The sequence below is a fragment of the Cupriavidus sp. 01T418 genome, from assembly GCF_056398885.1.
The window spans coordinates 25,248-39,081 of sequence record NZ_JBFTQG010000064.1; the positions used below are offsets into that span (position 1 = coordinate 25,248).

14 protein-coding genes and 1 rRNA gene are annotated in these 13,834 nt (G+C 63.3%); 7 read left to right on the forward strand and 8 right to left on the reverse strand.

All coding sequences use genetic code 11. The features are described 5' to 3' along the window. Positions 1 to 12 precede the first annotated feature (12 nt). From AC1DQ3_RS33580 to AC1DQ3_RS33595, 4 genes are all read left to right on the forward strand, one after another. Positions 13 to 1,575, forward strand: a complete 1,563-nt coding sequence (locus AC1DQ3_RS33580; RefSeq protein ID WP_477124416.1) for a DHA2 family efflux MFS transporter permease subunit — start codon at positions 13 to 15, stop codon at positions 1,573 to 1,575. A 291-nt stretch (positions 1,576 to 1,866) separates the two neighbouring features. Then, a complete protein-coding gene (locus tag AC1DQ3_RS33585; RefSeq protein WP_477124417.1) occupies positions 1,867 to 2,499 on the forward strand; it encodes a malonic semialdehyde reductase in 633 nt (210 codons plus the stop codon). Positions 2,500 to 2,842: 343 nt separating this feature from the next. Next, positions 2,843 to 3,319 carry an HPP family protein gene (locus AC1DQ3_RS33590; RefSeq protein WP_477124418.1) on the forward strand — a complete coding sequence of 159 codons (477 nt, stop codon included), beginning with the start codon at positions 2,843 to 2,845 and terminating at the stop codon, positions 3,317 to 3,319. Between the two features lie 258 nt (positions 3,320 to 3,577). Next, positions 3,578 to 3,940, forward strand: a complete 363-nt coding sequence (locus AC1DQ3_RS33595; RefSeq protein ID WP_477124419.1) for a hypothetical protein — start codon at positions 3,578 to 3,580, stop codon at positions 3,938 to 3,940. A 56-nt stretch (positions 3,941 to 3,996) separates the two neighbouring features. Here AC1DQ3_RS33595 and AC1DQ3_RS33600 read toward each other — a convergent pair whose 3' ends face one another. The 4 genes from AC1DQ3_RS33600 to AC1DQ3_RS33615 all read right to left on the reverse strand — a co-directional run bounded on the left by AC1DQ3_RS33600 (position 3,997) and on the right by AC1DQ3_RS33615 (position 7,897). Beyond that, positions 3,997 to 4,314 (reverse strand): hypothetical protein, encoded by a 318-nt coding sequence (locus AC1DQ3_RS33600; protein WP_477124420.1) that lies wholly within the window; start codon positions 4,312 to 4,314, stop codon positions 3,997 to 3,999. Positions 4,315 to 4,409: 95 nt separating this feature from the next. Further along, on the reverse strand, positions 4,410 to 5,264 hold the full coding sequence (locus AC1DQ3_RS33605) for a DUF2950 family protein (RefSeq protein WP_477124421.1): 855 nt from the start codon (positions 5,262 to 5,264) through the stop codon (positions 4,410 to 4,412). 2 nt (positions 5,265 to 5,266) lie between these two features. Continuing rightward, entirely contained in the window at positions 5,267 to 6,685 is a 1,419-nt protein-coding gene (locus AC1DQ3_RS33610) for a DUF3300 domain-containing protein (RefSeq protein ID WP_477124422.1), read from the reverse strand. A gap of 282 nt (positions 6,686 to 6,967) precedes the next feature. Next, entirely contained in the window at positions 6,968 to 7,897 is a 930-nt protein-coding gene (locus AC1DQ3_RS33615; RefSeq protein WP_477124423.1) for a LysR family transcriptional regulator, read from the reverse strand. Positions 7,898 to 8,019: 122 nt separating this feature from the next. On the opposite strand from AC1DQ3_RS33615, the gene AC1DQ3_RS33620 reads away from it, so the two are divergent. Next, a complete protein-coding gene (locus AC1DQ3_RS33620; RefSeq protein ID WP_477124424.1) occupies positions 8,020 to 8,928 on the forward strand; it encodes a sterol desaturase family protein in 909 nt (302 codons plus the stop codon). Next, positions 8,925 to 10,394 (forward strand): coniferyl aldehyde dehydrogenase, encoded by a 1,470-nt coding sequence (locus tag AC1DQ3_RS33625; RefSeq protein WP_477124425.1) that lies wholly within the window; start codon positions 8,925 to 8,927, stop codon positions 10,392 to 10,394. The genes AC1DQ3_RS33620 and AC1DQ3_RS33625 overlap by 4 nt, the downstream gene beginning before the upstream one ends. Before the next feature lie 134 nt (positions 10,395 to 10,528). Here AC1DQ3_RS33625 and AC1DQ3_RS33630 read toward each other — a convergent pair whose 3' ends face one another. Further along, the gene (locus AC1DQ3_RS33630) at positions 10,529 to 11,650 is read right to left on the reverse strand and encodes a patatin-like phospholipase family protein (protein ID WP_477124426.1); all 1,122 of its coding nucleotides are present in this window, start codon (positions 11,648 to 11,650) and stop codon (positions 10,529 to 10,531) included. Positions 11,651 to 11,681: 31 nt separating this feature from the next. Next, entirely contained in the window at positions 11,682 to 12,296 is a 615-nt protein-coding gene (locus AC1DQ3_RS33635; RefSeq protein WP_477124427.1) for an HD domain-containing protein, read from the reverse strand. 268 nt (positions 12,297 to 12,564) lie between these two features. Here AC1DQ3_RS33635 and AC1DQ3_RS33640 point away from each other — a divergent pair, with 268 nt between their 5' ends. Beyond that, a complete protein-coding gene (locus tag AC1DQ3_RS33640; RefSeq protein ID WP_477124428.1) occupies positions 12,565 to 13,476 on the forward strand; it encodes an adenylate/guanylate cyclase domain-containing protein in 912 nt (303 codons plus the stop codon). Here the strand turns inward: AC1DQ3_RS33640 and AC1DQ3_RS33645 are convergent. Together AC1DQ3_RS33645 and rrf are read right to left on the reverse strand one after the other, a co-directional pair. Further along, a complete protein-coding gene (locus AC1DQ3_RS33645) occupies positions 13,470 to 13,742 on the reverse strand; it encodes a hypothetical protein (protein ID WP_477124429.1) in 273 nt (90 codons plus the stop codon). The two genes, AC1DQ3_RS33640 and AC1DQ3_RS33645, sit on opposite strands and share 7 nt — an antisense overlap. 6 nt (positions 13,743 to 13,748) lie before the next feature. Further along, positions 13,749 to 13,834: ribosomal RNA gene (gene rrf / locus AC1DQ3_RS33650) — 5S ribosomal RNA — on the reverse strand; the annotation flags it as partial.

Sequence of the window (13,834 nt, forward strand, 5' to 3'; positions counted from 1 at the left end):
TCGGACCGCCCCATGCAATCCCCAGCCCAGACCCAGACCGCACCCGCCCCGCTCACCGGCGGCAAGCTCGTGCTGGGAAGCTTCGCCGTGGCCCTGGCCACCTTCATGAACGTGCTGGACTCGTCGATCGCCAATGTCGCGATCCCGACCATCTCCGGCAACCTCGGTGTGTCGATCGACGAAGGCACCTGGGTGATCACGCTGTTCGCCGCGGCCAACGCCGTCGCGATTCCGCTGACGGGCTGGCTGACCCAACGTGTAGGCCAGATCCGCCTGTTCGTCGGCGCGATCCTCCTGTTCGTGCTGTCGTCCTGGCTGTGCGGCATCGCGCCCAACCTGACCGTGCTGCTCGCCGCGCGGATCCTGCAGGGCGCGGTGGCAGGCCCGCTGATCCCGTTGTCGCAATCCATCCTGCTGGGCTCGTATCCCAAAGAGAAGAGCGCCATGGCGCTGGCGCTGTGGGCCATGACCGCCACCGTGGGCCCGATCGCCGGCCCCGCGCTGGGCGGCTGGATGACCGATAGCTACTCGTGGTCCTGGATCTTCTACATCAACGTGCCGGTCGGCCTGTTTGCCGCGGCCGTCACTTGGGCCATCTACAAGGACCGCGAGACGCCGGCGCGCAAGCTGCCGATCGACCTGGTGGGCCTGGCTTCGCTGATCACCTGGGTCGCCTCGTTGCAGATCATGCTCGACAAAGGCAAGGACCTGGACTGGTTCAACTCGCCGGTCATCGTCATCCTGGCGGTCGTGGCGCTGCTCAGCTTCCTGTTCTTCGTGATCTGGGAGTTGACCGAGGAGAATCCGATCATCGACCTGCGCCTGTTCAAGGGCCGCAACTTCCTGGCCGGCACCGTCGCCATCTCGGTGGCCTATGCGGTCTTCTTTGCCAACCTGGTCGTATTGCCGCAATGGATGCAACAGTACCTGGCCTACCCCGCCGTCAACGCCGGCCTGGTGACCGCGCCGCTGGGGATCTTCGCCGTGCTGCTCACCCCCTTGCTGGGCAAGCTATTGCCCAAGGCGGAATTGCGCTTGCTTGCCACGCTTTCCTTCGTCGGCTTCGCGGCTGTCTTCTTCATGCGCTCCCACTACACCACGGGCGTGGATACCTGGACCCTGGTGCTGCCCACCTTGCTGCAAGGCATTCCGACCGCCTTCTTCTTCGTGCCGCTGACCGCGATCATCCTCTCGGGCCAGCCGCCCGAGAAGATTCCCGCCGCCGCCGGCCTGTCCAACTTCGCCCGCGTGTTCTGCGGCGCGGTGGGTACGTCGCTGGCCACGACCGGCTGGAACAACCGCGCCGTGCTGCACCACGCCCAACTGGCCGAGCAGGCCAGTCCGAACAACCCGCTGTACGGTGCCGCCCTCCAGTCGATCCAGTCGATGCTGGGCTTCACGCCGGGCCAGGCCGTCGCCTACTTCGAGCGCAGCCTGAACACGCAAGCCATCATGCTGGGCCTGAATGACATCTTCTGGATCTCGGGCGTGATCTTTCTTGCGATCGTGCCGCTGATCTGGCTCACCAAGCCGATCAAGGGCCAGGTATCGGAGGCCGCCGCCGCCGCGCACTGAAGCCAGGACCATCCACCGACCATTCGAAGCCATCGATGATGCGACGCTCTTTCCTGGTTGCCACCGGCAAGCGAACCGGCCATGCGCCGTACCGCCTTGGCAGCGCGCCGCATCGGCCTGCTTCACTAGCGCCACATTACCAAAAGCGGTGTGCTGCCAGGCCCTTGCCAGTTCATGAAAAAGCCGGCGCGGCAGGGCGTGGGCCGACTATGCTATGCAGATACGCCGGTAAGAGCGGCATTGGCCCGGCCGGGTGGCCGCATGGTTCAATCCTGTATCGAGGAGATGACAATGAGCAAGCGCTTGAGTGAGGAAGGCATGGATCTGCTGTTTCGCGACGCACGCACGCACAGTGCATGGCTGAATCAGCCCGTCAGCGACGAGACCTTGCGGCAGCTCTACGACTTGATGAAATGGGGGCCGACCAGCGCCAACTGTAGTCCCGCGCGCATTCTGTTCCTGCGTACCCCTGAGGCCAAGCAGCGCCTGTTGCCCGCGCTGGCTCCGGGCAATGTGGACAAGACCATGGCCGCACCGGTCACCGCCATCGTTGCCTACGACGTGAAGTTCTATGAGCATCTGCCCAAGCTGTTTCCCCATGCGGACGCGCGTTCCTGGTTCGCCGACACACCGGAACTCGCCACGGCTACCGCGAGGCGAAACAGTTCCCTGCAAGGCGCCTACCTCATGATCGCCGCCCGCTCGCTGGGGCTGGATTGCGGACCGATGTCCGGCTTCGACAATGCCAAGGTCGATCATGAATTCTTCCCCGCGGACGCGAAGGCAAATACCTTCCAGCTCGAACACTTCGCGGACAGCCACGTGAAGTCCAACTTCATATGCAATCTGGGCTATGGCGATCCCGACAAGTTGTTCCCGCGCAGCCCCCGCCTGGAATTCGACGAGGCATGCAAGCTCCTCTGACGATGTCAGATATGGCAGCCAGTTGCGTGCCGAGGCCCGATATTGAATATTGCGAGCCCGGTACGCAACGCGCAGCGCATCGATCGCTGACAGGCCGAGAAATAAGGATTCGGCCTCACTGGGTACTGGGTCATCGCTGCATCGCTTTGCTGCCGAGCGACTATCGGGCAGCCCCCGGCGCGGCCCGTGACTATTCCATTGAGGCATTTTGCCTATAACTGCCGTTATCTGGCGTGACCAAAACCCCTCGCTCATACTCTTGAGCGTGCTCGGACCAACGTAGATTCTTCCGTGAAGATGATGCGTGTACGGCTTCCGGCATCAATCCAGGGGAAACCATCATATGCGCGATGCATCGCCAACGCCTCGAATGCGCAGCATTCAAGCCTTGTTTGCATTTTGCTGCGTCATCGCGCTGGCTTACTGGATCATCGTGCGTCACGGTGGCTGGATCTGGTTTGCGCCCCTCGCCGGAAGTTGCATCATCGCCTTCGTACAGCCGGAATCGCTGATGGCGAAAAAGAAGAACATGATCGGCGGCCATCTGTGTGCTTTTGCTGTCGCAGCATTGATGCGGTCCCTCATGCTGGACGAAGGCGTTGCCATCGTTACTGCCACATGCATTACCTTCGGGTTAATGCTGGCCCTTGACTGCGTGCACTCGCCTGCAGGCGCCACGCCCGCGTGCGTTTATCTTTCCACGGCACCACTGCCTGAAACGGCTGCGGTGCTTTGCATCGGACTGGGCTTGACTGTCCTGGGGCAATCCCTCATGAGACGGCTAACCAAGCGTCGGGCGCCGGCAATGGCTCGAATGTGAATCGGGAGCCGGGGAGGCGTCTTCACGGTGACAGATGTTCCTACCTCTTCACGGATGTTCTCGGTTAAATGGCGATAGTTTCACGAAGTTGCCGGAAGCGGTTAGGCCTCGCCGGCCACCAATCCTTCGGTCATGCATCGACGCAAGACCGACGCTAGCTGGAACTTTACGGGCCTGACAGCTACGCTACTAACCGGACCTGCGCCAAGTGATGTTGAGCGCGAGAGGACCATTGGCCTTGATTGCAAGGAGTCTGCTATGAAGATCGCTATTGCATTGGCAATTGCAGTTCTCGTTCCTGGTACCGTCTACGCCGCCGGGCCTGCGAATCCTACGGATCGGTATGACTACAATATGCGCAGCACCAACAAGGATGGCTACGTACCAGACACCCAACGGTCTACCAACAAAGACGGCTATGTACCAGACGCCGAACGGACTACCAACAAGGACGGCTACGTGCCTGACACCGCGAAGGCCAACGACAAGTTTGACCCGTACACCCAGGGTGCCAACCAGAAAACGGCATCGGCTCTGACCGACTCGAAGACTTCGACCCAAAAAGGGGCCAACAAGACATCGAGCCATAAGAAGGCGCCCGCTGCTAGCGGGGACAAGTAAAGGTGCGCGTCAGCCACGGGTCGCCAGTCCTTTGGCGATTCCGCGGCGGCTCCGCATCAGTGCCTGGCTTCAGCCTGCGCTGACTCGATGGACTCCATCACCACGCGGCGCGCATCGAACTCCTCGGCAATCTTCTGGTCCTGCGCGAACTGCGCCTCGACATCGACATGGGCAAACTCGATGGCGCCCATGTCGGCAAACGCGGCCTGCACGCGCGGGCTCCACAGCCCGATGTCCTTCACCGTCGGGACGATGCGGCTGAACAGTCGCTGGTCATCAGCGCATTGACCGATATCGTGCTGCATACGCCCAGCGGCCTGGACCTGCACGATCCGCGGCTGGAACAACGGCTCACGGCGATGCTGTATTGCCATCTATCGCTGCCTGGCTAGCCTTCGGGCAACAGCAGGTAACGCTTCACCATCCTTCCAGTTTGCGTTCTGCTACGTCGTCAGCCCCCGCGCCGGCCCTATTCCGCCTTCGCCCAGGAGGCATCCGGCGCGAACGTGCCCATGCCCCTGGCCCGCGACGCCGTGCCGGGACCCAGATCGCGCTGATAGACCGTACCGCTGCTGTCGAGCGCGAATGTATGCAGCCCCGTCTTGCCATATTCCACCGGCCATGCGAGGAACACATACTTTGCATCGCTGCCCTTGCCTGGCGTGGCGATACGGTAATGGTAGCCATGGAACGCTTCCGCGGCTGGCGTATCCGCGCCCATCACCAGGGCGTCGGACCCAAGCGGGCTTTTGTCGGCATCGGAGTCCGAGGGCCAATACAATCCGTCGGTCTTGCCGGCCCGGCTTACCAGGCGCCTGGCGTAGCCGCCGTTGCCGACCGACGTGGCGTATTGTTGCTGGGCGTCGGCCAGTTGGCGGAGCATGGCAATGGTTTCCAGCTCATTGCGGCCGATGCGCCGGGTACTGAGTTCCTGCTGGCCGGCGCGCCAGTCGAACTTCCAGCCATTGCGGGATCTCACCATCGGGATCGGGAACGTCCAGCCGGTCTCGCCCACGGCGAGCATCGCCCGGTTATCGCCGGTCTGCTCTATCTTGTGCTGCTTGGCCCACGCGCTGAGGAATGCATAGATATCATCGCGGTGGACGCTGCCTTCCGGGATCGCCGACTCATACTGCGAGCCCAGCACGTGCTTGAGCGCATCGCGATCGTTACGCGCAATGGCATCGACCAGGGCATCCGCCGCCGCCGCCGGCGTGGGATATGCCTGCTGGGCGAACACCGGGGCGGCGATCGCGAGTACGGCCGCGGCTACCAGGACGCGCAGCCCACGCGCGGTTGGGGCACATACGATTTTGCGCATCATGCTTATCTCCGGCCATGGCCGCCAAGTCCACCGCCACCGCCGCCGCCGCCGGCACGACCTCCACCTCCCCCTCCACCTGCTGCTCCGCCGCCACCGCCGCGCTGGGGCGCTGCCGCCCTTGGCTGGCTCTGCTGGCGGGCCGGGGCCGGGGCCGCAGTCTGCCGCATGGAGCCGGTGTTTCTGCTCCCCGCGCGCTGCGACTCCTGCTTCACCCTGTCGCCGTTGCCCGCGTCGCGTATCGCACTATCGCGATTGGCATCGCGCGCGCGGTTGCGTGCATCGGCCTGGTCGGCCCGCTGCCGGTCAGTGCCGCCGGCCTTGCGCTGCTCGCTGGCCGTTGCGCTGGGTTTGCGCTGCTCGCCGGCCGCCGCGCCAGGTTTGCGCCCTTGCTCAGTCCCGCCGCGCGAAGCGGCGCGGTTCTCGCCGGCGCCCCCGCGGCCAGGGGTGGATTGCCCGGTACGGCTCTCCATCGACTGGGCTGCCCTGCCGCGGGCGGCATCCCGCGAGTTCGGCGCCGCCGCCGCCGGCTGCCCGCCCTGTGGCCGGTTGGCAAGCGCGGCCTGGCGCTGCTGGTCGTAACGGTTGCTCACGTTCGGGTTGTTGTACGGGACATTGCCGCGGTGCGCCGGGTTGTGCTGCCAGTTCGTATTGTTGCTGTTGATGTTGATCCGATTGTTGACGTTGATGTTGTTATAGCGATTGACGTTGATGTTCACGTTATTGTTGTTCCAGTTGACTCCGCCCCACAGCGAGTTCACTGCCGCAACGCCAAGGCCGAACCCGATCCCGGCCACCAAGGCGGTGGCAAACACGGAGCCGGGCGGCGGTGGGTAATAAGCGGGGGGATAGGCCGGATACGGCCATGCGCCATAGACCACGGTAGGGTTATAAGCAGGTACGTACACAATCTGCGGATTCGCCGGGACGATCTGCACCACAGTTGTGCCGCCCGTGGTCTGCGTCACCACCTTCTGCTGTTCGGTGGTTTTCAGGCTGCCCGCCTTTTGCGCCTGCAAGCGCAAGCGCTGCACCGAATCCATCACATCATTGGGCTGATCGAGAAAGGCATCGCCGATGGACTGCACCCACTGCGGCTGCCGGCCCATCATGTCCAGCACCGAAGGAAACGCCGCAAGGGATTGCACGCTGGGATCCCAGGGCTGGCCAGCCACGGCCTTGGTGGCCGCATCCCCGGAAAAAGTCGGGTTGGACTTCGACCACGCCGCCGCTGCCGCTACATCCTCCGGATAGGTGGATGCCATCAGCACCTGGGACAACAAGGCATCGGGGTAAAGGGCAATCGGCGCCATGAGCTGGTCCAGCTGTCCGTGATCGAGCATGGATTGCGCGAGCGAAGGGCCGGCGGGGATCAGCAGAAGCAGCCCAAGCCACCAGGTTGCCAACACTCTTAAGCGACGCATTGTTGCCCCCTCTCCACGAAAAGACAGACAGACATTGGCCCAATCCCACGCGCCACCCTGCGGCTTCCCTGGATGCTCAGCCAGTCAACGCAATATGCGACGGCTTAGCGGCGTGGCAATTCAAAGTCTTTTTGATCCACCTTGAGCCAATTGGAAAAACATACAAAAAGAAATCTAGACCATCCTGCGGAGATTGCCCCACTTTTGCTGAACGGCCTGGGCGGTTCAGCCGCGCCGGCCACCTGCATCGAAAGAATGCATCCAGGCACAAAGGGAAATGCGCTAGGCGTTAACCTCGCTGGCGATCCGGCTGATGCTGGCAATGACGTTTTGCGCCATGGGTGATGGTGTCCTGTTGCGAAGACTCACGACGCCCATCTCGGAGTACAGCGAAGGCAATCCCTGGATCCGCAGCGGAAGCAGCGCACCGGAGTCGATCTCGGACTGCACTGATGCTTGCGTGGCTGCCAGGACCGTGTCGGTGGACAAGGCCACGGTCCTGAGGATGGTGAAATCGTCGCACTCAAGCGCGGGGACGGCTTCCTCTCCCGCCGGCAAGCCGAGAGCCCTTGCCAGACTGGCCCGCACGAGTTTCGGTACCTTGGTCGCCGCAACGCCGTAGTGCCAGGCATCGGCCAACGTGCATGCACGCCCGGCCAGCGGATGCGATGCGCGAACGTAGAAGTAGCCGCGCTGCATGCCCAGGGGGCGGATTTCCAGCGCCGCATCCTCCGGCAAGTCCCGCACGTCGGCGACAAAGAACTCGATGTCCTCCGCGCGCAGCCGTTCCAGCAACTGCGTCCAGTTGCTCTCCTCGACGCGCAATGCCACCTTGGGATAGCGCCGGCGCAAATCGGACAGCGCGCGCGGCATGAGGGTGGCGGCCGGGAATGGGCCGACGCCGAAGGCGGCGTCGCCAAGCTGGCTGTCGCGATAGAGGTCGACATCGCGCTGCAGGCAACGCGCATCGAACAGGAGCCGGCGCGCCCGTTCGATCACGAACTCGCCTGCCGGGGTCGGCCTGACCTCGCCCACGTCACGGTCGAACAAGCGGATGCCGAGGTCGCTTTCGATGGCCTGGATGCTCCGGCTGAAAGCCGGCTGGCTGAGGTGGACCCGCTCTGCGGCGCGCGCGAAATGCAGCGCATCGGCAAGGGCCAGGACGTGGCTGAGGCGGCGCAGGTCCATCATGTTGCGTTGCTCCGTATGCATTGGAAGGTTGCATAATATGCATTGGACGCATTGATTCGGCAAGCCTAAAGTCGTTCGGAACTGACGTCGTCCAGATCTGGCGCCGTTCAGACCATAAAAGCGAGATCGGAGACACGCCCCCAATGAGTCCGCTAATACAGAACCTGCTGATCGTGAGCGTCATGCTTGGCTTCGCCGGCATGGAGTTCGTCACGCGGCGCTACAAGAACAGCGTCAACGCCACCCACGACGACACCAAGCTGGAACTGGCCATGTTCGTCAGCCTGATTGCCATCACACAGCCCCTGGCCTTGCTCGGCGCGGGCGAATTCTGCGCCTGGCTCATGCCGGGACAGCGCGGTGCGTGGGCAGACCTGCCGTGGTGGGCCATGTTCGCGATCTTGCTGGTTTGCGACGACATGACCCAGTACTGGTGGCACCGCGTATCGCATTCGCCATTGCTCTGGCCGCTGCATCGTGCACACCACACCGCCCAGTACATGAGCATCCGCATAACGTACCGGAATAATTTTTTCTACTACCTGATGATGCCGGGCCTCTGGATCGGAGGCGTCCTGCTCTACCTCGGCTTCGCCAAGGTCCTTGGTGCGTACCTGGTCGTCAAGGTAACCGTGATCCTCGGGGCGCACAGCGCATGGCGCTGGGATGAGCCCCTGTACCGGATCCGCGCGCTGCGCCCACTGATGTGGATCCTGGAGCGCACCATCTCGACGCCTGCCACGCATTGGGCTCACCACGCCATCACCAACGAAGACGGCATCGGGCACTACAAGGGCAACTTCGGCAACCTGCTGTTCTTCTGGGACATCCTGTTCGGCACGGCGCACATCACGCGCAAATACCCGTCGGGGATTGGCTTGCAGGACGACCGGCTCTTCGGACAGGAGCGCTGGTACATCCAGATGTTCTACCCGCTGGTCCAGTCGCGCCGCGAGCATTCGGCGCTGCGCTTCGGCGGGAGCGCTTATGCAGAATCCGAAACGCGCGCCGATGCGGCCGCGCAGGGCACCAAACAGCAAAGGTCGACATGAACAAGCGCACGATAACCGAAGAACTGGCCGGACAGGCCATCCAGAACGCCCGCGTGGAGTCGCTGTTCGCTGCGCAGCAGCAAGCGTTCCTGCAGAACCCCTGCCCCGATGCCGGGCAGCGGCGGCAGCACCTGCGGGCGCTCAAGCAGCAACTCCAGCGCTACCAGGACGTGCTCGCCGAGGCCATTGCCCGGGATTTCGGCGAACGCTCGCTCGCGGAAACCAAGATGCTGGAAGTGCTGCCGACCACGCTGGAGATCAATCATGCGCTCTCGCACGTGCGCCGCTGGATGCGCTCAAGCCGCCGCTGGCCGGAACTGCTTTTCGCCACCAACAGCCTGCGCGTGACTTACCAGCCCAAGGGCGTCGTGGGCGTGATCGCAACCTGGAATTTCCCGGTCTATCTTTCGCTCGGGCCACTGGTGACGGCACTGGCAGCGGGCAACCGCGCCATGATCAAGATGCCGGAGACCACGCCCGCAACCAATGCCACGCTCAGGCAGATGTTGGGCGAAGTCTTCGCCGAAGACCACGTGGCGCTGGTCGGCGGTGAACTGGCGGAGCCCGGTGCTTTCACCGCCTTGCCTTTCAACCATATCGTCTTCACCGGCTCGCCGGCGGTGGGCCGTATCGTCATGGGCCAGGCGGCGCGCAATCTCACCCCGGTCACGCTGGAACTGGGCGGCAAGTCACCCGCCATCGTCCTGCGCGACTATCCGGTGCGCGAGGCCGCCCGGCGTATCGCGCACGGCAAGGGGATCAACTGCGGGCAGGTTTGCGTCGCGCCCGACTACGCGCTGGTACCGCGAGACCACGTGGACGCGTTCGTCAAGGCGGTGGTACAGAGCTTTGGCCAACTCTACAGCGGCCGTACCGCGAGCAATGCCGACTACACGGCGCTGGCTACCGAGCGCCACGCGGCGCGGATCAGGGGCATGCTCGAAGACGCGCGCGCCAAGGGCGCAACCGTGATCCCGTGCGGCGAGATCAGCCCGGGGCGACGGTTGCCGCTGCACGTCGTGACCAACTGCACGCCCGACATGGCGCTGATGCGCGAAGAAATCTTCGGCCCCATCCTCCCCGTGGTGCCCTACGACACGCTCGACGAAGCCATCGGCATGGTGCAGCAGCAGGCGCGCCCGCTGGCCCTGTACTGCTTCAGCCATGATGCATCCGAGCGCGGCAAGGTGCTGGCGCGCACGCATTCGGGCGGCGTCACGATCAACGACTGGGGCTGGCACGTGGTCAATCACAATGCGCCCTTCGGCGGCGTGGGGCAGTCAGGCATGGGCAACTATCACGGCGAAGAGGGTTTTCGCGAGCTGTCGCATGCGCGCACCGTGTTCAAGCGCCATCGCTTCTTTCCCATCGGGCTGTTCTATCCGCCGTATGGGAACCTGGCGCAACGCCTCACCATGAAGCTGTTCACCGGCCATGGCGATCCCGCGGTGAGGAAGCCGTTCTAAGCCGCCCAATGGGACCCCGGTGCGGTGGCCGGCGTAACCCCACGCAGGGGATTCCGGATCCACCTTTTCCATCGGATCCACGGCAGGTTGAAGATATAGGGCACGCCCGGATATGACTTCGCACTGGCCCGTCTTCACAAGAAGGTCTCGATGATATCCGTCGACGACCGTTCTCCCAACGCGTCGAAGTTTGCTTTTAGCCAGCGATCGGCGCGTTCACGCCCCAATGCGTGGAGTTCGCGCAGGAAGTGCCAGTCGGCGTTGAACTTGCTGGCTACGCCGAGCCCGGCCATCTCCGTCTCGGCATCGATGTTGTGGATGAACATGCGCCGGTAGTTCGCCGGATCCAGCGCGCCTTCGTCGATCAGCCGGGAGACGAACTCGATCGCGCGCATTTCCCGCATCAGCGACGAGTTGAAGCTCAGCGCATTGACCCGGTCAAGGATTTCGCCTGCCGTTGTCGGTACTTTGGGAATGCGGATGGGATTGATGCGGATGATCAGCACATCGCGGCTGTCGGTTTCGTAGATCAGCGGATAGATGGGCGGGTTGCCCATGTAGCCGCCGTCCCAGTAATACTCCCCGTCGACCTCGACAGCCTGGAACAGGCTGGGCAGGCAGCTTGAGGCCAGCACGGCCTGGATGCCAATCTCCTGGTTGGTGAACACCCGTATGCGGCCACTCAGCACATTGGTGGCGCACAGGAACAGCTTGGGGCTGCGGCAATTGCGCAAGGCCTCGAAATCGATCATCCCGGCCAGCATGTCGCGCATCGGATTCAGATTGGCAGGATTGAGCTGATAGGGAGAGAAAAAGCGGGTGATGTAGTCAAACATCAGCCACGCTGGCGAGAGGCTCAACCAATCGAAGCCCATCATCCGGTCGAACCAGGTGGGTTGTAGCGGACTCATGCGCGCGCAGTCGGCAACGCCGCGCCACAACGCTTCAAGCGTGCGGCGCGCGCCCTCGCGCCCGCCGCTGACGATGCCGTAGGCAAGCACGGTGGCATTGACCGCGCCGGCACTAGTGCCGCTGATACCATCGATCTCGATGCGGCCGTCTTCCAGCAGGCGGTCTAGCACGCCCCAGCTGAACGCACCGTGGCTGCCGCCGCCCTGCAGAGCGATGTTGATCCGGCGGACCGCAGTGGATGCCGTCCCGCTGGCGGCACCCTCCTCCGTCGCCGGCCTGGCCGGTACCGCGCGCCTCGCGGTGCGCCGGGCTCCGTTCGCTGCGGCTCTGGCTTGCTGGATCATGGACCTCTCCTCGATTGATGGCAGCTGGGGCTCAATGCGGTGCCGGCAGGCCGAGCCGCCACATCAGGTTGCGACGGGCGCGGGCTTCACAGCGGGTGTGGAATAAATCCGTGTAATAGATGCGGGGACGCGCCAGCAGGCCATTCAGCAGAGCGCGTTCACGGGCGTCATAGACCAGGTCGTCAAGATCGGGACGCTCGGCGCGCAGGCGCGCCCCGTCCTGGCGAAAGCGCGTACGTCCGCCGCCGAGCACCGCGAGGTCGATATCGACGGTAAAGGCGCAGTCCGGATCGGCCGGGGCAACGTCGTGCGTGGTCGCCAGGATCATGTCGGCGATGCGCCCCGCCGCGGCGATGCGGTCCCCGGCCCAGCGCAGAAGCCAATCGGCGCTGCGTTGCTCGTTGTCGCGGGCTCCGGGAACAAAGATCACGTCATGGCACCACAACGCCAGTTCCACCGCATCGGGATCGGGGATCGCGCCGCGCGCCCAATCGAGATCGCGCAGGCAGCGGCGGATATGCCGCAAGGTGTGATAGTGACGCGTTGGCTCGGCGTAGTACTGCGCCAGTTCGGCATGAACGGCTTCGGCGTGGGTGCCGCCACTGCGCGACCACAACGCCAGGAAGCGCGCTTGCATCGGGTCCATTTCACCTCCCTGCCACGAAGGGGTCGCCAGCGGGGCCGCATTCGCGTCATGCGCCGGGGCCGTCCGGCCAGGCCGAGTATGCGCTCCGTTGGCGCCGCTGAGCTGGCCGCGGGCCCGCACCAGCGTGCGCGGCCGCACTATTGCGGAAAACCAGATTATGCAGGTTGGGCAAGCCCGGTGACGATGCCTAGAATGCCAAGGATGAAAGCCCGCGATTTGCGGTCGACGCTTTACGGCCAACTGATCGACCGAACGGATTGAGATGCATATGGACCGAGAACCGATACCTGAGGCGTCCGATGGCTCGGTGATGTTCGCGGATGTCAGCGGCAGCACAAAGCTGTATGAAGCCGCCGGCGACAAGGCTGCCTTCGGCGCCATCGGCCGCTGCATCGCGATCATGAAATCCTGCTCGGAGACCTCCCGGGGACGGGTCGTCAAGACGATCGGAGACGAGGTCATGGTGCTGTTCCCATCGGCGGAACAGGCGACGCAGGCGGCACTTGACATGCAAGTGGCTATCTCTCAACTTCCCCCCGTCGTCAGCGTCCCCATGTCGGTCCATATCGGTTTTCACCATGGACCGGTCTTGTCCGACGCATCGGGCGATGTGTTCGGCGACACCGTGAATCTTGCCGCCCGCCTTTCGAAGCTCGCTTCACGTGGGCAAATCATCACCAGCAAGGACGCGGTCGGACACTTGTCCACGAGGCTGCGCCAGATGACACGCTACCTGTACCCGATACAGGTGCGGGGCAAGGAGCCGCCTGTCGAGTTGTTCGAAGTGCTATGGCAACAAAACGCCGAAATGACCGTCATGGCCTCGGCGAGCCCGCGTTCGTTGCGCTCGGCGATGCTCACGCTAAGGTACCGGGAAACGCTGCTGGAAATGAACGCTGCCTCTGCGCCGGTCACCATCGGCCGCGATGGCGCCATGCGCATTGTCGTTTCGGATAGGCAGGCGTCGAGATTCCAGGCCACGGTCGAGTCTCGCGCTGGCAGGTATGTGCTGATCGACAGCAGTTCGAACGGCACCCATGTCACCATCGACGGAGAGGATGAGTTCGTTCTGCGCCGCGACGAAGTCGCGCTCCGGGGGCATGGCTGGATTACTTTTGGCCAGTCGATGGAGTTTGCGGGGGAACGCGTTGAGTTCTTTCTTTACGTTGAGGGTCAATGACCAGTGTGGTGGCGATCGGCGCTTGCATCACATTGAGCCTCGGCAATGTTGCATTGCGGAAATCGCAACGCCGAGCCGTTGCCATCTGGAAAACTAGGGTTTATACTCATTCCCGTCTCCTCCTTGTCTCCTCGACATGGATTCATCCCGCCTCCTTGGCGGGTTTTTTTTCGTCCGCGCATTTTGAGTGCCACATGTTGCACTTTGTAGATAATCGCCGCTGCAAAAGCAAAACCCCCCAGTACTTTCGTACTGGGGGGTTTCAAGGGAGAGCCTGGCGATTACCTACTTTCACACGGGTATCCGCACTATCATCGGCGTGGAGTCGTTTCACGGTCCTGTTCGGGATGGGAAGGGG